At 57.6% G+C, this 20,504-nt stretch carries 8 protein-coding genes; 6 read left to right on the top strand and 2 right to left on the bottom strand.

The features are described from left to right. Positions 1-43: 43 nt before the first annotated feature. From AC14IB_RS03575 to AC14IB_RS03565, 3 genes are read left to right on the top strand one after another with little or no spacing between them, the layout of a single operon-like run. Positions 44-6,430 (top strand): hypothetical protein, encoded by a 6,387-nt coding sequence (locus AC14IB_RS03575; protein WP_484230594.1) that lies wholly within the window; start codon positions 44-46, stop codon positions 6,428-6,430. Beyond that, entirely contained in the window at positions 6,427-7,533 is a 1,107-nt protein-coding gene (locus tag AC14IB_RS03570; protein ID WP_484230593.1) for an OmpA family protein, read from the top strand. The genes AC14IB_RS03575 and AC14IB_RS03570 overlap by 4 nt, the downstream gene beginning before the upstream one ends. Beyond that, entirely contained in the window at positions 7,534-13,611 is a 6,078-nt protein-coding gene (locus AC14IB_RS03565; protein WP_484230592.1) for a DUF7933 domain-containing protein, read from the top strand. On the opposite strand, the gene AC14IB_RS03560 is transcribed toward AC14IB_RS03565, so the two are convergent. Next, positions 13,595-14,221, bottom strand: a complete 627-nt coding sequence (locus AC14IB_RS03560) for a TetR/AcrR family transcriptional regulator (protein ID WP_484230591.1) — start codon at positions 14,219-14,221, stop codon at positions 13,595-13,597. The two genes, AC14IB_RS03565 and AC14IB_RS03560, sit on opposite strands and share 17 nt — an antisense overlap. Before the next feature lie 70 nt (positions 14,222-14,291). Between AC14IB_RS03560 and AC14IB_RS03555 the strand changes: the two genes are divergently transcribed. The 3 genes from AC14IB_RS03555 (at position 14,292) to AC14IB_RS03545 (ending at position 18,134) form a co-directional block, all read left to right on the top strand. Further along, positions 14,292-16,313: an oxidoreductase gene (locus tag AC14IB_RS03555; protein WP_484230590.1), complete on the top strand. Its 2,022-nt coding sequence runs from the start codon at positions 14,292-14,294 to the stop codon at positions 16,311-16,313. Between the two features lie 78 nt (positions 16,314-16,391). Further along, entirely contained in the window at positions 16,392-17,219 is an 828-nt protein-coding gene (locus AC14IB_RS03550; RefSeq protein ID WP_484230589.1) for an SDR family NAD(P)-dependent oxidoreductase, read from the top strand. 6 nt (positions 17,220-17,225) lie between these two features. After that, on the top strand, positions 17,226-18,134 hold the full coding sequence (locus AC14IB_RS03545; RefSeq protein WP_484230588.1) for an alpha/beta fold hydrolase: 909 nt from the start codon (positions 17,226-17,228) through the stop codon (positions 18,132-18,134). Positions 18,135-18,141: 7 nt separating this feature from the next. Here AC14IB_RS03545 and metE read toward each other — a convergent pair whose 3' ends face one another. Then, positions 18,142-20,448, bottom strand: a complete 2,307-nt coding sequence (gene metE / locus AC14IB_RS03540) for a 5-methyltetrahydropteroyltriglutamate--homocysteine S-methyltransferase (protein WP_484230587.1) — start codon at positions 20,446-20,448, stop codon at positions 18,142-18,144. Between the last annotated feature and the right edge of the window lie 56 nt (positions 20,449-20,504).

Here is a 20,504-nt window from a genome sequence, read left to right as displayed (position 1 = left end):
AATGCGTCCGGGCATTGTTCTGTCAGCCATAAGGTTTTTTGACATGATTCGTAAGCTCTACTTACTGCTGTTGCTGAGTCTAGGCGTCGTCATGATGCCGGCTTGGTCGCAGCCGTCGGTAGGGCAAACGATTTCAAACCAAGCACAAGCAACCTATCTTAATGACGCCGGTGAAGAGTTCAGTGCGTTATCGAATAGCGTTGTGTCGGTGGTCACTCAGGTATCAGCATTTCAGCTTAATACGAATAATCAGTTCCGCCGGATCGCTAAGGGCGATCAAATTGTTTTCCAGCATACGATTAAAAATACCGGCAATGGCCCGGACCAATTTCTCCTCAGCGCGCAATCTGCGCAGTTGAGCAATGTCTTGATCTATCCCGATGAAGATCAAAACGGTAAGCCGGATTTAGGTTCTGCGCCTATCTCGCAAACGCGCGTGCTGCAGCCGGGCGAGGTGGCGTATGTGGTGATGGTGGCCGTGATGCCAACCGACGCCGAGACGGATGCCCGCTTTACCCTGCAAATCACGGCACGTGCAACGGCTACGAGCCAGCCAGCAACCTCGCAAACGAATGTGGATGTGGCGCAGGCTATTGATAACGGCACGGCAGCGGTCTTACGTGTCACTAAGGCCTTGTCGCGTAGCTTAGGTGCGGCGGGAACAGGCGAAGAAATTACCGTGACGGTGACTTACGATAACTTAGGTCAGCGCGAAGCGCGTGATGTTGAAATTGTGGACATCATCGGCGCCAGCACGGGGCGCTATAACAGCTCAGGATTTCGCTACGTCACGGGTTCTGCGCGTTGGCAATCACAGAGTAATCAAACACTCACGGATGCCGAAAATAGCGAGCCCAGCACCGCGGTAGACTATGCGGTGGTTGATCAGGGCGCAGCAAAGAAGCTTTCCTTCAAGTTGCGCTCCCTGCCCGCAGGCAGTCAGGGCATTTTTACCTTCCGTGTCACCGTAGATGCCACGGCGGCCACAGGAACCAGTACGACTGAAAATGGCCTAGCGGTAAGTTTTACGCAGATCGGCAGTGACGGCATGCCCACGCAGATCAATCAACTGGGCAATAACATCGTGACCTATGAGGTGCAGCGCGCCGGAAGCGATGCCATTGATCTCACGGTGAGCAAACAGCATCGCGGTGACAGCTTCTTCGTTGGCGTGGTGGGGCGATACCAAATCAATGTGGCCAACGTGGGTCAGCAGCCGACGACGGAGCCAGTACAGGTTGTGGATGCTCTTCCTGCGTCGTTTATGTGGGTGCCCGAAGAGACCAAGGAAACGGCGTGGCAATGTGCCGGTGCCATGCGTCCAGATGGCGGCATCACGGTGACTTGTAACTACACTCCAACCATTGGCGGTGGCCAGGCTGCTGAGCCCTTAGTGATTGGTGTGCGCCCAACCAGTGCGGCGCAGGACACTCAGCAAACTAACATCGCGACGGTGTCGGGCGGTGGAGAAGCAGCACCTGAGCAAGGCAACAATAGTGGCCAAGATGTTGTCGATGTTTTTCCATCCGCTACGCTCAGTGGCGAGGCTTGGTTGGATACTAACCATGATCGCATCCGCCAAAACGAAAAATCACTCGTTGGCTACACGGTTGAGTTGCTTCGCGACGGCCGTGTAGTCGCCATGACCCAGACCGATGACAATGGTCGTTATGTCATCGAGGGAATTCGGCCCGGAACGGGTTATCAGCTGCGCTTCCGTGAGCCAGTGACAGGCTCGGCTATTTTGGGTCGGCCGGAGGATCAGAGGTCTGGCCCGAATGTCCCCAACAAAGCGGTTAACACCGACGGTACTTTGCGTTATCTGGAGCCGCTCAAAGCAGGCGACAACTTTGCCAACCAAAGTTTGCCTTTAGACCCATCAGGCGTTGTATACGACTCAGTGACACGCCAGCCCGTTAAAGGCGCTACTGTGACCCTTCAGGGGCCGCCAGGCTTTGTGCCAAGCCAGCATTTAATTGGTGGAAACAGCAATGTCAGCCAAAGCACGGGTGATGATGGCTACTACCAGTTCCTTTTACTGGCAGGCGCACCCTCTGGCGTGTATACGCTTCAGGTTGATGCTGCCACGGGTTATAAGGCTGCGCCGTCCCTGCTCATTCCCGCGAGCGCTACCGCCGCTAATGATGCTTGCGGCAACGAGGCAAACTGTTTAACACCGCCTACCGGTACGTCGCCTTATTCGGTGAATAGAAACCCGCAGAATGGCGGCAAAGCCCCCCAAACGGGCACCGATACGACGTATTACTTCCGCTTCAACATTACTGTGGGAAGTGCGCCCGATGTGGTTGACAACCACATCCCGCTTGATCCCAACGGCGCGCCGTCGCCGAATGAAAACAACAATCTCTTTGTTGAGAAAACCGCCAATCGTAGCGAAGCCAGCGTGGGTGATGTGGTGGACTACAAGTTGGCGCTGCGCAATGTCAGTAGTGTTGAGATGCTTGGTTTAAAGCTGGAGGATGACCTACCTTTTGGTTTTGTGTATGTGCCCGGCAGTGCGCGCTTTGTGCCTGAAGATGGCTCAAAACCTGTGCCAATCATCACTGCCAGCAGTCGCAATCGTTTGACCTTTGACTTGCCGCAATCACTTGCGCCAAATGCTATCGCGACCGTGGTGTATCGCGTGCGGGTGGGTGCAGGGGCGCAGCGCGGTAATGGCATTAACACGGTATTCGGTACCAGCAGCCAGGGCTTCCGCTCAAATACCGCCAGCCAGAAAATTACGGTCATTGGTGGGGTCTTTGCCGATGAAGGTTTTGTGCTTGGAAAGATTTTTGTTGATTGCGACGGCAATGGCGTTCAAGGCAAAGAAGAGATTGGCATTCCGGGTGTGCGCTTCTATTTAGAGGATGGCAGCTTTGTCATTTCCGACAGCGAAGGTAAATACAGTCTTTATGGGCTGACGCCGCAAACGCACGTGCTCAAGGCAGATGCCACGACGTTGCCGCAAGGTTCAGTCTTGGTCGCTACGGCTAATCGCCATGCGGGCGACGGCAATAGCCGCTTCATTGACCTTAAAAAAGGGGAGCTGCATCGCGCGGACTTTGCCGAGGGCAGTTGTTCGCCGGAAGTCTTGCAGCAAGTGCAGGAGCGTCGTCGCTTAGGTGAGGTATTCAAGGCCGAGACGGATCAGCGCTTAGGCACGCGTTTAGAAACCAACGCAACGGTAGCCACAGCCGATAATCTTAAAACCTTGCCCGCCACCGGCGTGATTGGCGACAACAAAGCAGACTTTTCAAAATTCTGGCAACAGGCAGCGGCCAAGCCGAGTAATGACCCGAATGTCCTGGCCACTGTTAAAAGCTCGAATCGTTCGCTGGCCACAGCGCCCGCAGCCACCTTAGAAGAGCAATTAAAAGCACTGGATAACAGCCTGGCATTTGTCGGTTTGAATGATGGCGATACCTTGCCGATTGATCAGATCGATTTGCTGGTGAAGGCTCCGCTGAACTCGCAGCTGCTGATTCTGGTTAATGACGAAACACTGCCATCGCGCCACCTTGCCCGTAAAGTGGAAGACAGCACCCGCGCACTGATGGCCTGGGAGCTGTTGGGCATTAACTTGAAGCCGGGCAAAAACACGCTGACCCTGATCGCCAAGGATGGATTTGGTAATGAGCGCGGCCGTCGTCAAGTCACGGTAGTAGCGCCCGCAAACCTCGCCATTTTGAAGGCGTTCGTAGCGCCACGCGATGTCGTTGCGGATGGCCGTAGCACGGCAGAAATTCGTGTGCAGTTGCGCGATGCCGCCGGCGTGCCGGTCACGGTGCGTACCCCACTGACCTTGGAGGCGGCTGCTGGAGAGTGGTTAGAGAAAGATCTCAACCCAGACGAGCCTGGTACGCAGGTCTTTATGGCCGGTGGCGAAGCCTTCTTTAAGTTGCAGTCACCGCAAGAGCCAGGTGATGTTCCGGTTGCGATTAGTTCCGGTGTGCTGGTGTCGCGCATTTCACAGTCTTTCCTGCCTGAACTACGCCCCATGCTGGCCGTGGGCTTATTGGAAGGTACGCTGCGAATTAATAACCTGGGTCGTGGCAATGTCCTGCCCGTGCGTGAGCGCGACAGCTTTGAGCGTGAGCTCAAGCTCTTATCGTCTGAACGGGGTGGTGCGCGTGCGGCCATGTTCCTGAAGGGTCGCGTTAAGGGCGAGTATCTGCTGACGCTGTCGTATGACTCCGACAAGGCCGTGCGTGATCGTCTCTTTCGCGATATTCGCCCCGATGAGTTCTATCCGGTGTATGGCGATGCCTCCGTGCGTGGCTATGACGCGCAATCGACAGGTCGCTTCTATATTCGTGTTGATCACCGTAAGTCCTTCTTACTATATGGTGATTTCAGCACCGCCCCGGAAAGCGATGGCCGCGAGCTGACGCAGTACAGCCGTGGACTCACCGGCTTGAAATTACATCGAGATGTCGGTGCATTAAAAACGAATGTGTTTGTGGCAAATGACAGCACAAAGCAGGTCGTGGATGAGTTCCGCGCTAACGGCACTTCTGGCCCCTTTAGCCTGAGCAAGCGCGGCATCTTTATGAATAGTGAGCGCGTAGAAATTGTCACGCGTGATCGCAATCAGCCGGCGCTGGTCTTGTCCACGCAAACCCTGCAACGCTTTGTCGACTACGAAGTGGAGAGCTTCAGTGGCCGCCTGTTGTTTAAGTCGCCGGTCGCCAGTGTCGATCAAGAGCTGAATCCCCGCTTTATTCGTGTCACCTATGAGGTTGAACAAGGCGGCGATAAGTTCTGGGTATATGGCGCGGATGCACAGTACCAACTCACCCCGAATTTCAGTGTTGGCGCCATGATGGCCCGGGATGAAAACCCCTTGGCGCCGTATCAACTAGTCGGTGCAAATGCCAGCTATAAGGTCGGTGAAAATACGCGCGCTATTTTAGAGATGGCGCAGTCGGATTCGATACTGCTGGGAACGGGCATGGCGTCACGTATTGAAGTACGGCATGACACCGGCAAGGTAGCCTTACAGGTACGTGCTTTGGATGCCGACGAAAGCTTTGAGAATCCCACGGGTGGCGTCACCAAAGGTCGCCAAGAAATTCGTGTGAATGCCAAAGTGAAGCTCACCAGCGATACGGCTTTGGCCAGTGAATTGCTTTACAGCAACGATGTCACTGCAAATACCTCCCGCGCTGGCGGCCTGCTGAATGTGATTCAGCGCGTGGGCAACACCACCGAGCTCGAACTGGGCGTACGCCATGTCACGCAGTCAGGCCAGGGCACGGAAAATACGCCTGACATCAACACCATCCGCGCTCGAGTTAACCAAGAGTTGCCGTGGATAGGCGCGGCAAAAATTTATGCCGAGCTCGAACAGGATGTGAATGAGAGTGCTCAGCGCGTTGCCGCTTTAGGTGGCGACTACAGTTTCCAAAATCGTGGCCGCGCCTATTTCCGACATGAGCTGATTTCGACCTTACAAGGCCAGTATGCGCTCAGCGATCAGCAGCAGCGCAATGCCACGGTCGTTGGTATTGAAACGGATTATCTCAAGCAGGGTCGTTTGTTTAGTGAATACCGCATCCGGGATGCACTGGCGCAGCGTGACGCCGAAGCGGCTATTGGCGTGCGTCAAAACTGGGATATCGCGCAGGGCATTCGCGTGGGCGGTAGCGCCGAACGTGTGCATGTCTTCTCGGGTGCCGCCGCGGGTGAAAGCATCGCCTTAACCTCGCAATTGGACTACAGCGCCAGCGAGTACTGGAAGGGTAATGCCCGCGTGGAATGGCGTGATGGCACGGACAGCAATTCGTGGCTGGCCTCACTGGCAGTGGCCGTTAAGCTCGAGCGTGATTGGACGCTGTTGGGCCGTACCATCTATAACTTGACGCAAAATAACGATGGCAGCGAAAGAACGCTCGCCCGCGGACAGATCGGCGTAGCCTACCGCGACACCGACACCAATCGCTGGAATGGCTTGGCCCGCTACGAGCGCTTGTACGAACAAGACAGTACCAGTGTTGCGCTGCCGATCGATCGTGTAGCGGACATCGTGAGTCTGTCGGCGAATTGGCAGCCCGCAAGAGCTTGGACCTTCAGTGGTCGCCTGGCCGGTAAGTTGGGCCGTGATCGTCTAGCCGATATCAGTACCAGCACGCGCTCCGGCTTACTGTCTGGCCGCGCCTTATGGGATGTCACCGAGCGCTGGGATTTGGGCCTGATGGCCAGTACGTTAGTGGTTCAAAATGCCGGCCAAGAGTATGGTCTGGGCGCTGAAGCTGGCTACTTAGTGAAGGCCAATTTCTGGTTATCCGGTGGCTACAATCTGTTCGGCTTTAGCGAGCAAGACTTGGCTGGCGGCGAATATCTGGACCAAGGCGCTTATGTGCGTCTGCGTCTCAAATTTGATGAAACGGCATTCGATAAAGCGTCTGCACACGGGGTAGCACCATGAGCCTGAAACGACTTTCCTTGCTCATTTTGGCGAGCATGCCCTTGGCCCTTTGGGCGGATGGCGAAGTGGGTGGCAGCGCCGCCGGTTTGTCATTGCCGTCTGAGCGTGTGGTGAGCTCGGTCATGGCACGTGACGAAAAAGCCTTTGCAAACCTGCAGCAGCGCATGTCGCTGCTGAACAGCGAGCGCGGCGTGGCAATCAATTCTTACGCCTTGGCGAAAGCGCAAGCGTGGTGGGATTTAGCCAACGCGGAATATCGCATGAATGATCGCAGTGACTATGTGCGCGCTGTGCTTGCAGAGGTAGAGCGCTTACTGGTGCTCATGGAATCTGATAAACCAGCGGACCTGACGCGTGTTGAGCCTAAGCCGTCCAAGCCTTTGCGCGATGATATGTGGCGGGCCGTGGCAGAGCTAAAAGCAGCGAGTGCCTTTGCTTGTGCTGAGGCCAATACGGCGCGCTTGGAAGTCATGCTGGCGGGCGCTGGCCATGATTACGATGAGCTGGGTTGGCGTCATGCCGTGCCCCGTGTCGCTATGGCTGAACGTCTCCTAAAGCTCGCTAAAAATGACCTCGACGATGAGGCTTGCAAGCCAAAATCTGAGCCGGTGCCAGTGTCAGAGGTTGTTGCCGCACCCGCTGAAGCGTCCACGACAGTCGCAGAGCCTGCGCCTGTGATCGTGCAGGATAGCCCGGTCTGTGTGCCGCTTCCTGCCCCTGCGCCAGAACCTACCGTGAAGGTCTACGCTGATCGCGTTCACTTCGCCTTCGCCAGCGATGTCTTGAGCTTGCGTTCACAAGAGTTGCTGATGGCGTGGATCGAATTGTTGCGTTCGCAGCCAGACTTGGCAGTAGACCTTATCGGCCATACGGATATGCAGGGTATGGATGGGCTGAATGAGAAGCTGTCGGCCCGTCGTGTCCTGGCGGTGAGAGAGTTCTTTATGGCAGCGGGTATTTCGCCGAAGCGTCTGCTCACACAGGCCCAAGGTAAACGCGCACCCACATCATTACAGGCGGCGGAGAACCGTCGCGTGGAGTTGAGGTTGCGTGGTGATATCCCGGGCATTCGCTTGCAGCGCCAGCAGCAGGATGTGCAATAAATGCGTGGCACGATGATGCGGCGGTTACTCCGTGCAAGCGCTTGGCTACTCTGCGCGGGCATTGCATCCGTCACACAGGCTGCATATGTGAGCCGTTACTCGCAAAATGCCAACGGCGGCATCCTGTTTACGGGTAACGCCCTTGGCCTATCACGTAACGGTGCCAGTTTCACGCAGCAGGGCACCAGCGGCAGTATCGGCGCGTTCATTAATAGTGAAGGGAGTGCCGCGTGGGGGACTTATCCAGCACCGACCATCGGTGCAAATGCCGCTAGCACGACGCTTTGGCAGAATAATGTCTCGGAGGCAACGCTCAATCTGCCAGCAGGCAGCAGTATTCTCTACGCGGAGCTGATTTGGGGGGGGGACTTCAACTCGGGTGGTTCCAACGTTACCGCGCTGCGCTCCACGCCTGTGACGTTTAGTACACCTAGCGGTACTTACTCCGTCTCGCCTGAGGGGGCCACTGCGCAAGAAAATGTCACTCGTTATGTGCGTAGTGCCAATGTGACTGGATTGGTGCAATTGGGTGGCTCGGGTCGTTACAAAGTCAAAGGTGTTCCGGCCTCGTATGGCAATGACGCGAATAACCACACAGCCGGTTGGACGCTGGCGGTCATCTATGGGAATAGTGCTCAGCCTGCGCGCAATTTGAGTTTATTTGTCGGTTCAGAGCGTGATGGCGCAGCACCTGCATCGGTGAGTGGTTTCTGTACACCAACCCAAGGGGCTTTGCGCGCCCGCGCCTATGTCAGCGCGATTGAAGGTGACAGCAACATTACCGGCGACTCTTTTCGCTTCGGACCAACCGCCACGCTGGGTACAGCAAATCGCCTGAGCGGCCCGAACAACCCCATTAATAACTTTTTCGCCGGTCAGATTAATGGCGACTCAGGCGCGCTCGATACTTCCGGCACGTTGGGTTCGCGCAATCATAATGCGGCGGCCGGTACGGCCATTGCGGGAGGTCGTCAGGGCTGGGACATCACCAGTGTGGATGCTTCCGCGCAGATGCAATTTAACCAGACCTCCGCTTTTGCCCAAGGCACCACCAATGGTGATGCCTTCACCATTTCCAGTCTTGGCTTAGCGATTGATCTAGCCGCCCCACGCTTTAATGTGACCAGCTCAAAATCGGTTGATAAAACAGTTACATACGTGGGCGATGTGCTGACTTACTCGGTTAGTATCCAAAACACCGGTGATGCGGCTTCCGATACCACCACGTTTTTTGACACCCCTCCAGCAGGCACCAGCTTTGTTTCCGGCTCGGTGTTTGTTAATGGCATTGCTCAGCCCACGGCCAGTCCGCTCACGGGTGTGCCAGTCGGCAGTGTGGCGGCTGGTGCTACGACCACGGTTCGTTTTCAGACGCGGGTTAACACCTTGCCCGCATCGCCTGCTCCCGCAACGTATGTCAATACGGCCCGTTGGGATTACGACTACATTCCCTGTGGTGGCCGCCCGCGTCAGACCGGCAGTACATTCTCGAATAGCATTACCTCCCGCGCCGTTCGCTTGGAGCCCACGAAAACGGTTAGTCCTCAAGGTGCGGTGGCGCCAGGCGCGGTGCTGACCTACACCATCACGGTGCCGAATACCGGAGCGATCGCCAGTTCCGCTACGACGCTGCGCGATCTGATCCCGGCAAACACGACGTATGTGGCTGGCAGTACGCGCTTAAACGGCGGGGCGGTAGCTGATGTGGCGGGAGCCATGCCCTATGTCGCGGGCGGCCTGATCAATAGTCCGGGCGCGTCCGCGGGCGTGATTAACACGGGGGCATCTGCCGTTGTGCAGTTCCAAGTCACGGTATCCACCGCGTCCCCACAAATCACCAATACGGCAACCATTGATGCGGATGGGAACGGCCCTATCCAGCCCCAAAGTGTCACGGCCACGAACTCTGGCCTGCAGTCGCCACGGGTGAGTAAAGCGTTTAGTCCGACCTCCATCGCCGAGGGCGGGGTTTCGCGGGCAACCATCACCCTGAATAACGATAACGCCAGCACCCTCACGCAATTAGCGTTTAATGACACCCTGCCGTCTGGCCTGGTGGTTTCGTCCACGCCCAATGTGACCAACACCTGCTCTGGCACTGTGACCGGTAATGCGGGTGATATTACGGTCAAGCTGACGGGCGGTGTGCTCGCGGGTGGTGGCACCTGCGCCGTGGCATTCAATGTCACCGCAGCGAGCAGTGGAAGCTATACCAATACGTTGGCCGCTGGCTCGGTCACTAGCCAGGAGGCTGGGGCCAATACCACCGCTGGCTCAGCAACACTGACGGTGGTCAGAGCGCCACAAGTGAGTAAGTCCTTTTCTCCGGCGACCATTTTGCCGGGGCAAGTGGCCACCCTAACGCTTGATATTACAAACCCGCAGGCGACGCCGCTCACTGCAGTGAACCTGACCGACAACTTACCTGCAGGCGTCAGGGTAGCGGCGACACCGACGGTCAGCAATACCTGTGCGGGAAGTGTCAGTGCTGCTGCAAACGCCACCACAGTCAGCTTGTCTAATGGCACGGTGGCTTCATCCGGAATTTGCCGTATTACCGTGGCCGTGACCGCTAGTAACTCGGGTAGCTACCTGAATACGATTCCAGCAGGCGGTCTCAGTACGGCTCAGGGCAATAGCACTGCTCCTGCCAGTGCAACGTTAAATGTCAGTGCCTTGGAGGTGCAGAAGTCTTTCGCGCCTAACCCAGTTGGGCGCAATGTGGATTCGTTGCTGACCATTACCCTCAACAATGCCGTGCCAACCGCCATCACGGGTGTTAGCTTTACCGATACCTTTCCATCGGGATTGGTCATCGGGCCATTGCCAGGGGCCACGAATAACTGCGGCGGCACATTAACCGCGGCCGGCAGCAGTGGCAGTGTACGACTGGTGGGTGGGGTTATTCCCGCGTCGGGTAGTTGCCAAATCTCGGTGAATGTCCGCGCTGCGAATTCCGGCGCATATACCAATACCATTCCGGTTGGGGGAGTGACTTCAACCAACGGTGGTAGCAATGAAGTGAAGGCTGAAGACACCTTGTCGGTGGGTCAGCCCAGTGTCTCGAAAGTGTTCAATGCCAGCACCATCGTTGAAGGCGGTACATCCGCTTTAACCATTACCTTGCTCAATCCCAACCCCGCAACTGCAACCAACGTTAGCCTTGACGATAACCTGCCAACAGGTTTGGTAGCGTCTACCCCCGGTGGAACCTGCGCGGGTACTAAAGCAGCCAGTGGCGCGTCGGTAACGCTTCGTGGCGGCACCATTCCCGCGCCTGTGCTGGGGTTGCTGGGCTCCAACACCTGTACGGTAACGGCTAACATCACCGGTACGGCGGGTGTGTATACCAACGTCATCCCTCCAGGCAATTTACAAACCTCGGCAGGCAATAACACCGAGCCAGCACAAGCGGTGCTGACCATTTTGTCCCGACCTGTGGCGAGCAAAATCTTTGCACCTGCGATCATTTCGCCGGGTGCACGCAGTGAGCTCACCATCACGCTGACCAACAATAATGCGCTGCCTTTAGACGCCGTTCAGCTCACCGATATTTTGCCAACAACACCCGGGCAAATGCGTGTTGCGGATGTGGTCAGTAATAGTTGCGGTGGGTCATTGGAAGGCGCAGCTGGGGTACCACTCGCTGCAGGTGCGGATCGCGTGCGGCTGTTGAACGGTGGCGTGCCAGCAAATGGCAGCTGTGCCATTGTGGTCGGCGTGACCGTGCCGGTAACACCCACCTCGGGCACGTACACCAACACCATTCCTGCGGCCAACTACAGCGGTAATGGCAATGGCGTAACGGCCGCCGGTGCCTCCGCCGCCACGGCGAATTTAGCCGTTGCTTTGCTGCCACCCGATATCAACAAAGCCTTTAGCCCCGCCACCATCGGGCTGAACGACCCCTCGGTATTGACCTTTACGCTGACCAATCCCAACCCATCTGCGGCATTGGCAGGGGTTAATTTTGCCGACGTGTTCCCCACGCTGCCGGGCGCCATGAGGATTGCTGCGCCACTCAGTACCAGCAACACCTGTTCCGGCACCCTGCAGGATAGTGATGGCGCCGCATTGGCGGCTGGTGATTCAGGCATTCGCTTAATCAACGGGGCTCTGCCTGCTGGGGGCAGTTGCACCCTGTCGGTGCGTGTCTCCGTGAACGCCGCCGGCAGTTACCTCAATACCTCGGGTGCTGTTGGCGCAACGGGTACGCCAGCGGGTAATACGGCGTCAGCAAGCCTCGGCGTGGTAGCGCCGGCGAATGTCAGCAAGTCTTTCTTGCCCAGTGAGATCGGCGCGGGGCGCACCAGCCAGTTGCGTATCACGATCAGTAACTCCAGCGGGACCGATGAGCTGACGGGTGTCGCCGTCAGTGATACATATCCTGCGGGCTTGCTTAATGCATCGCCGAGTAACATGCAAACGGCGTGCACCGCCGGATCCAGCGTGACCGTGACCGGTGGTGCGGCAGCGGGTAATACCTTAAACCTCAGCAATGGCACCCTGAAGCCGAGCGGCAGTTGTACGGTCAGTGTTGAGGTCACCGCAGCGACAGTGGGTAGCTATGTCAACACGACCAGCGTCGTCACTTCAACGAATGGCGGAACAGGTGCAAGCGCTACGGCCACGCTCGTGGTCTCCGGCTTCGGCCTATCGGGTACGGTTTACCACGATATCAATGCTGACCATGTTCAGGCTGCGCCGGAAGCAGGCACGAACTTGCCGCTGTTTGTGAAGTTGCTAACGCGCACCGGCGCCACCTGTGCCAGCACGGCGCAGCAAGCCGCGACCGTTAACCCAAGCACTGGCGCTTACGCATTTACCGGTGTGAGCGAGGGTAGCTATTGCTTGGTGCTGGATACAAACAACACGCTAACGGAAGTATCGGCGACCTATCCTGCCGGTTGGGTCGGCACAGAAAACGATCCAGGTTTGCGCTCCATTGACTTGGCGGCTGGCGATAGCGCACAGCTCAATTTCGGTTTGGTTCAGGGCGCGCGTCTGAGTGGCCGAGTCTTTGAAGATAACGGTAGCAGTGGTGGTACGGCCAATAACGGCGTTCTGGATGGCCAGGAGTCGGGCCTGAATGACGTCGCGATTGAAGTCCGCCACAGCAGCTGTGGCAGTGGTTCTTTGCCTCTGTGCGCCAGCACCCGAACGGGCAGCGATGGCCGCTGGACAGTGGTGGTGCCATCGGTATCGACATTGACATCGGTCCAAGTGATTGAGCGCAATCCGTCGCCTTTTGTCTCGATTGGCGGCAGTGCCGGCAACACCGGTGGCGCCTATGTTCGCAGCACCGATACCACCACATTCACCTTGGTGCCAGGCACGCGCTACATCGGCATCGACTTTGCAGATGTGCGCAGCAATTCCTTCACACCCAATAATGCGGGTGCGATGGGAGCCTCGGGTGTGTTGTTCTATCCACATAGCTTTGTTGCGGGCAGTGCGGGAACCGTCACCTTTACCCGTTCCGCCACCGCTTCGCCTGCGTTTACGGGCTGGGTCGAAACCCTTTACTTAGATGACTGCGACGGCGTTTTAGAGAACGGCGAAACGACACCTTACAACGGTGCGGCTATTTCAGTTGCAGCGGGCGGCAAGGTGTGTCTGATCCAGCGCGAAAGTCTGACGCCAGGTGCGCCTAACGGCCTGCGTAATGAAGCGCGAATTGATGCGCAGTTCAACTACAGCAATGCCAGTCCTGCGCTGACGACAACGGCGCAAGTCGCCGATGTAACCGTGACGGGCAATCAAGGTTCGGGATTACAGCTTACTAAAGCGGTTGATAAGCCCACCGCTAAACCGGGTGAAACGCTGGTTTATAGCTTGCTGTACCGTAATGTCAGCACCGAAGCGTTGCGTAATGTTTTCATTAGCGATGTAACGCCGGCCTACACGGCGTTTGTCTCGGCATCCTGTCTAGAGCCGTTACCTGTCAGCATCACCGCCTGTGCAGTAACCACGCAGCCCGGTGTGGGTGCGGTAGGCAATATTCGCTGGGATTTGACGGGCGGCCTAGCGCCCGGCGCGGAAGGCCGGGTCACCTTCTCTGTTAAAGTGGACGAGTAGTGATGGTGCCCAGCACCGCCTGCCGCAACAGTTGAATCGCGTGCTTGGCAATCTCTTCGATGGTCTCAGCAGTAAAGGCAAGACCATCGTTGTACATGCAGCACAGTCCATGCAGCGTGGCCCAAGCCACCTGCGCCAAACGTAAGGGGTTCGCGTTTTCCGGCAGGATGCCAAGCTGTTGCAAGTGCAATAAGCGTTCACTTTGCAGGCGGAAGCTGTGCCGCGCTTTGCGCTGAAAGTCTGCAGCCTCTTGGCTGGTCCAAATCCGGCGTCCAAAAAGCAACTCGTATAACGCCGGTTCATCACGGGCAAATCGCACATACGCTAAAACAAATGCGCTTAAGGCATCGTCATCCTTGGGATGACGCATAGCTGAGGCGATGGCCTCATCAAAGGCATCAATCGCTGCTTCACCGAGTTGGGCTAGCAGGGCGTCCTTGTTACGAAAATGGTGATACAGCGCCGGTGTGGAGACGCCCACGCGCTCGGCGAGCTGGCGCAGACTGATCGCTTCAATGCCGACTTCACGGACTAAGTCCAAGCCCGCGTCAATTAAGCTGCGTTTGAGATCGCCGTGGTGATAGGCCTGTTTTTCTTGCGGACTTGACATGCCCGTAAATCCTCGTATCTTAACGGCGTTAACTTTACCGCCTTTTTCCGGCGATGACGAGGATTTAAACATGACTGCTTTCTCCAATATGCTGGCTCCGCTCGATCTCGGCTTCACCACGCTGCGCAACCGCATCGTCATGGGCTCTATGCACACCGGCCTCGAAGATCGCTTCTGGAACTACGGCAAACTGGCTGCCTATTTTGGCGAGCGTGCCAAGGGCGGTACCGCGCTGATGATCACCGGCGGTATCGCGATGAATCGCCAGGGTTGGCTGCTGCCGGCAGCGGGCACCATGAATACCTATGGCGACATCATCAATCACCGCCGCGTGACCTCGGCTGTGCATGAGCACGATGGCAAGATCCTGATGCAGGTATTGCACGCTGGTCGCTATGCCTACCATCCATTCTCGGTGTCGTCGTCGGCTGTTAAGTCGCCTATCAATCCGTTCAAGCCGAAAGCGATGAGCGAGAAGCTCATTCTGCAGACCATTAAGGATTATGCGCACACGGCGCGTCTAGCGCAGCTGGCGGGTTATGACGGCATCGAAATCATGGGCTCGGAAGGCTATCTACTGAACCAGTTCATCTGCTCGCGCGTGAACCAGCGTACCGATCGCTGGGGTGGCCCGATCGAGAACCGCATGCGTCTGCCGCTGGAGATCGTCAAGGCCGTACGTGAAAAGGTCGGCCCGAACTTCATTCTCTGCTATCGCCTGTCACTGATCGATATGGTGCCGGGTGGCAACACCTGGGAAGAAGTCGTGACCATTGCCAAGGCGCTGGAAGCGGCTGGCATCAACATTCTCAATACCGGCATTGGCTGGCATGAAGCGCGCGTTCCGACCATTGCTACGCAGGTGCCGCGTGCGGCCTTCCGCAGTGTGACTGCGCGCATCAAGAAAGAATTGAAAATCCCAGTGATGGCCTCGAACCGCATCAACACGCCTGAAATGTGTGATGACATCGTCGGCAGCGGTGATGCTGATTTGATTTCGATGGCGCGTCCGCTGCTGGCCGATCCGGACTTCGTTAACAAAACCATCGCCGGCAAGCCAGAAGCCATCAACACCTGTATCGCGTGTAACCAAGGCTGTCTCGATTTGACCTTCTCAAATCAACGCGCGACCTGTCTGGTCAATCCGCGTGCCGGCTACGAGACTGAGCTGGTCTACGTGAAGGCGCGTAAGTCGAAGAAGGTGGCAGTAGTGGGTGGTGGCATGGCCGGTCTGACGGCGGCGACAGTGGCGGCGGATCGTGGCCATGAAGTGACCCTGTTCGAAGCAGCAGCGGATATCGGCGGTCAGTTCAATATGGCAGCGGCTGTGCCAGGCAAGGAAGAGTTCCAGGAAACCATCCGCTACTACCGCAATGAATTGGCGCGCACCGGCGTACAGGTCAAGCTCAACAGCAAAGTCACCGCCGAGCAGCTAGCCGGCTTTGATGATGTGATCATCGCGACGGGTGTAAAGCCGCGCACGCCGCGCTTCCCCGGCGTGGATCACGCCAAGGTGCTGAGCTACCCGCAGGTGCTGCGCGGCGAAGTGCAGGTCGGTCAGCGCGTAGCCGTGATCGGCTCGGGCGGCATCGGCGTGGATATGTGCGCGTACTTGCTGGAAGAGCGCAATCAGTCCGTCGAACATTGGGCCAAGCATTGGGGCGTGGATTTCGAGGTGCAGGAAAACGGCCTGAAGGCGCCGGAGCGCCGCTTCGCTCAGCGCGAAATCACTATGCTGCAACGCAAGCCGGGCCAGAAGAAAATGGGTGCCGGCCCGGGCAAAACCACGGGCTGGGCGCACAAGGCCTTGCTCGGTCAGTTCGGCGTAAAAATGATGGCCGAAGTCGAGTATCTGAAGGTAGATGATCTGGGCTTGCACATTCGTGTGGGCGGTACGGAAGAGCACATTCTCGATGTCGATCATGTGATTCTCTGCGCTGGTCAGGAGTCGGTGACTGATCTGATTCCGCGTGATGCTGAAGGCAAGATCACCGACAAGCGCTATCACGTGATTGGCGGAGCCAAGCTCGCGGGAGAGTTGGATGCGCGTCGAGCCATCCGCGAGGGCGCGGAGCTGGCGGCCAGATTGTAAGCCTGAAAAAGTTTATTGACAGTCAGCGTTGTCAAATGTACCTTGCCAGCGTTCACTGTCAATAACAGGTCATTACTGATGAAAGATTTCAAGAATAAAGTCGCTGCCATTACCGGCGCTAGCTCGGGTATGGGTCGTTCTTTGGCTGTGTTGCTGGCCAGCCGTGGCTGCCATGTTGCACTCAGCGACATTAACGAAACTGGCTTGGCAGAGACCGTAAAACTGCTCAATGGCACAGGTGTGAAAGTCACTTCGCAAAAGCTCGATGTGTCTAATAAAGATGCCGTATTTGCTTGGGCCGACCAAGTGGCTCGTGACCACGGTAAGGTCAACCTGATCTTCAACAATGCCGGCGTTGCGCTTGGCAGTGCTGTTGACGGCGGCAGCTACGAAGATCTGGAATGGATCATGAACATCAATTTCTGGGGCGTGGTGCACGGGACTAAGGCCTTCCTGCCGTACCTGAAAGATGCTGGCGAAGGCCACATCATCAACACTTCTAGTGTGTTTGGTTTGATGGCGGTGCCCTCGCAGAGCGCCTACAACGCCTCCAAGTTTGCAGTCCGTGGCTTCACCGAAGCGTTGCGCCAGGAACTGGAAATGCAAAAGGTGAATGTCAGCGCAACCAGCGTTCACCCAGGCGGCATCAAGACCAACATCGCGAAAGCAGCGCGTATGGATAACTCGGTGAATAAACTGGGTTTAAGCACCAACAGCACCGAGAAATTTGAAAAGCTGTTCACGACCACCGCCGATGAAGCGGCTGCCGTCATCATCCGTGGCGTGGAAAAGAACGATCGCCGCGTACTGATCGGTAAGGATGCCGTGGCCATCGATCTGATGGTTCGCTTCTTCCCATCGGCCTACCAAAAACTGGTATCCATGAGCTCCAAGCGCATGAAGTAACGCTTCATGGCACATGTTCCTCTGCGTGATGGCGCAGCCTTGCATGTCCGCGTCCTCGGGCGCGGTCAGCCGGTTTTGATGTTGCCGGGTCTGGGCATGAGTGGCAGCAGCTGGCTGCCGTTCATCCTGCCGCATCTCGGGCGTTTCCGGTTTTACCTGGTGGATTTTCGCGGTGCTGGCGGTTCGGCCGAGGTCGCACTAAAACCCGGCGATGTCTTTCAGGCACACATGGAAGATGTGCAGGATGTCATCGCGCATTTCGGGCTACGTGACTTTCTCCTCGTGGGTATTTCGCTAGGTGGCACCACCTCGCTGCACTTACAGCGCGAGGGCGGCTTTACGGCGGTTAAGCGCTACATGCATATCGATCAGTCGCCTTGCGTCGGCAATCGTACAGATTGGTCGCATGGTTTGTTCGGTTCGCGGCAGCCTGAGTTGTTCGTCAAATTGCGCGAGATTGTTGCCGTGCTGGACAGGCATCCGGAGTGTGCTCGTTTTGCCGATCTGCCATTGGTCGCACGGCAGGAGGCCGGCGACACGTTGGCCGAAGTGCTGGCGCTGATGGCGGGTGGCAAGGCCCTGCGACCGCTGTTACGTGGCGTGATGCGTTTGCCGCGCGCACTGCTTCAGCATGTGCCACTGCCGATGGCTCGACTGGAGGACATGCGCACCTACCTCGCCGCTTATGCAGCAGGCGGCCATGATTACCGCGGCAGTCTGGCCCGCGATGCCGTGCCGGTGACCGTGATCACCGGGGTGCGTTCGCTGCTGTATGCCGAAGCCGGTCAGGCGTTGGTGGCCTCTGCGCATTCAGGTTCGCGCATCGTGCGCTTCGAGCGCTCCGGCCATGTCCCGCTAAAGGACGAGCCGTTGCGTTTTGCGCGCGAGTTAGGACGTTTTCTGCGAGAGGCCTGAGCCGCTATCAGGCTTCGACCGTCAGCTCGGCACGCATACGCTGAGTTGCGTTGACCATCTCCGCAAGCGCCGCTTTCACCTCCGGCCATCCACGCGTCTTCAAGCCACAGTCCGGATTAACCCAGAGTCGTTCGGCCGGGATGCGCTTGAGCGCTTCGGCGAGCAAATGGGCCATGGCATCCGCCTGCGGCACGCGCGGGGAGTGGATGTCATAAACGCCGGGGCCGATCGCATTCGGGTAGTCAAACTCGTTGAACACCGTGAGCAGCTCCATCGCCGAGCGGGCGGTTTCAATGGTGATGACATCGGCATCCATGGCGGCAATCTGGGCGATGCAATCGTTGAATTCCGAATAGCACATGTGCGTATGAATCTGCGTGTCGTCGCCGACGCCGCTGGCGCTGAGGCGGAAGGCGTTGACGGCCCAGCGCCAGTAGTCGGCTTGCGATGATTTGCGTAGCGGCAAGCCTTCACGAAACGCCGGCTCGTCAATCTGGATGATGCCGATGCCGGCCTTCTCGAGATCGCAGACTTCATCGCGAATGGCGATTGCGATCTGTCGGGCGATGATCTCGCGCGACAGGTCGTCGCGCAGGAATGACCAGCACAGAATGGTGACCGGGCCGGTGAGCATGCCTTTCATGGGACGTTTCGTCAGCGATTGCGCAAATTTGGCCCAGGCCACGGTCATGGCTTCTGATCGGCTGACATCGCCTGCGATGATGGGTGGCTTTACGCAGCGGCTGCCGTAGCTTTGCACCCAGCCGTTGCGGGTAAAGAGGAAGCCGTCGAGCAACTCGCCGAAATACTCGACCATGTCGTTGCGTTCGGGCTCGCCATGCACCAGCACATCCAGTCCCAGATCTTCCTGGACCTGCACCGACTCGACGATGAAGGCGCGCATGGCGTGAGCGTATTCGGACGCACCCAGATGGCCGGCCTTGTAGGCGGCTCTGGCCTTGCGAATTTCCGGCGTTTGCGGAAAGGAGCCGATGGTGGTGGTCGGCAGCATGGGTAGATTGAGTTTGCGTTGCTGCAACGGCGCACGTACCGCGAAGGCGGTGCGTTCAGCATCTTGCGGCGTGAGTGCGGCCAGGCGAGTGCTGACGGCAGCATTGTTGCGCCAGGGCGCATGGGCTCGATCGTTCAGCGCGGCACTGGCAGCGTTGAGAGCGGTAACAACATCAGTTGCTTGCGGCTCAAGCACAGCGCGCTTGAGCAGGGCGACTTCGCTGAGCTTTTGCACGGCAAAGGCGAGCCACTGACGAGTACCGGGTGCGAGTTCGGTTTCGCCGGCGAGATCCACAGGCGCATGTTGCAACGAGGCCGAGCTGGCAATCCACAGACGGTCACCGAGACGGGCATGGGCCGTGTGGGCAATCTCGCTCAGTCGTGCCAGATCGGCGCGCCAGATATTGCGGGCATCGATCAGGCCCAGCGACAGAATTTTGTATTCGCTCAGGTTATCTAGCACCTGCCGCCACTCATCACCACTGCGTGTGACATCAATGTGCAGGCCTGCGACAGGCAGGCGTGTGGCCAGCCAGAGGTTATCGGCCAGCGGTGCGAAGTAGGTCGCCAGCAGCAGATTGATGCGCCGTGTCTGCAGCCGGTTGTAGGCCGACTCGATGGCCGCCTGCCAGGCCAGCGGCAAATCCAGCGACAGAATCGGCTCATCAATCTGCAGCCAGCTCACGCCCAGATCGGCGAGGCGGTTGATGGCCTCGACATAGATCGGAAGGATGCGATCGAGCAGAGCGAGACGATCAAAGTCATCGCCATGAACCTTGCTCAGCCAGAGGTAGCTCACCGGCCCCAGCAGCACGGCTTTCACCGGATAACCCAGTGCCTGGGCCTCGCGCACCTCATCAAACAGACGCTGCGATGACAGCGCAAAGGCCTGATCGACGGTGAGTTCGGGCACGAGATAGTGATAGTTGGTATCAAACCATTTGGTCATTTCAGCGGCCGGTGCATCGCAGCCGCACGGCGTTCGGCCACGGGCCATCAGAAACAGCGTATTGAGATCGACTTCCGTGCTCGTGCCAACTGTATGGCCATGACCCCGAAAACGCGCTGGGATGGCGCCGAGCAGGGCGCTGGTGTTGAGCACCTGATCGTAGAACGCGAAGTCGCCGACGGTGACGAAGTCCAGGCCAGCGGCCTGCTGCTGCGCCCAATGGCGTGCGCGCAGGTCGCGGCCGGTCTGCTCGAGCGCAGCGCGGTCAGACTTGCCGGCCCAGTACGATTCAAGCGCGAACTTGAGTTCGCGGGCGGCGCCAATGCGGGGGAAACCGAGGATATGTGCTTGCATGATGTGCTCCAGAAATCAGGCAGGCAGTGTGGCGGCAGTTTTTTGTTGAAACAAAC

The organism is Perlucidibaca sp. (assembly GCF_057084925.1).
This window is presented reverse-complemented; position numbering and strand designations above follow the sequence as displayed.

What these genes read in the sequence shown, in the direction of transcription:
- AC14IB_RS03565 (WP_484230592.1), top strand. Translation starts at nt 7,534, where the DNA reads ATGCGTGGCACGATGATGCGGCGGTTACTCCGTGCAAGCGCTTGGCTA.
- AC14IB_RS03560 (WP_484230591.1), bottom strand. Translation starts at nt 14,221, where the DNA reads ATGTCAAGTCCGCAAGAAAAACAGGCCTATCACCACGGCGATCTCAAA.
- metE (WP_484230587.1), bottom strand. Translation starts at nt 20,448, where the DNA reads ATGCAAGCACATATCCTCGGTTTCCCCCGCATTGGCGCCGCCCGCGAA.
- AC14IB_RS03555 (WP_484230590.1), top strand. Translation starts at nt 14,292, where the DNA reads ATGACTGCTTTCTCCAATATGCTGGCTCCGCTCGATCTCGGCTTCACC.
- AC14IB_RS03545 (WP_484230588.1), top strand. Translation starts at nt 17,226, where the DNA reads ATGGCACATGTTCCTCTGCGTGATGGCGCAGCCTTGCATGTCCGCGTC.
- AC14IB_RS03550 (WP_484230589.1), top strand. Translation starts at nt 16,392, where the DNA reads ATGAAAGATTTCAAGAATAAAGTCGCTGCCATTACCGGCGCTAGCTCG.
- AC14IB_RS03575 (WP_484230594.1), top strand. Translation starts at nt 44, where the DNA reads ATGATTCGTAAGCTCTACTTACTGCTGTTGCTGAGTCTAGGCGTCGTC.
- AC14IB_RS03570 (WP_484230593.1), top strand. Translation starts at nt 6,427, where the DNA reads ATGAGCCTGAAACGACTTTCCTTGCTCATTTTGGCGAGCATGCCCTTG.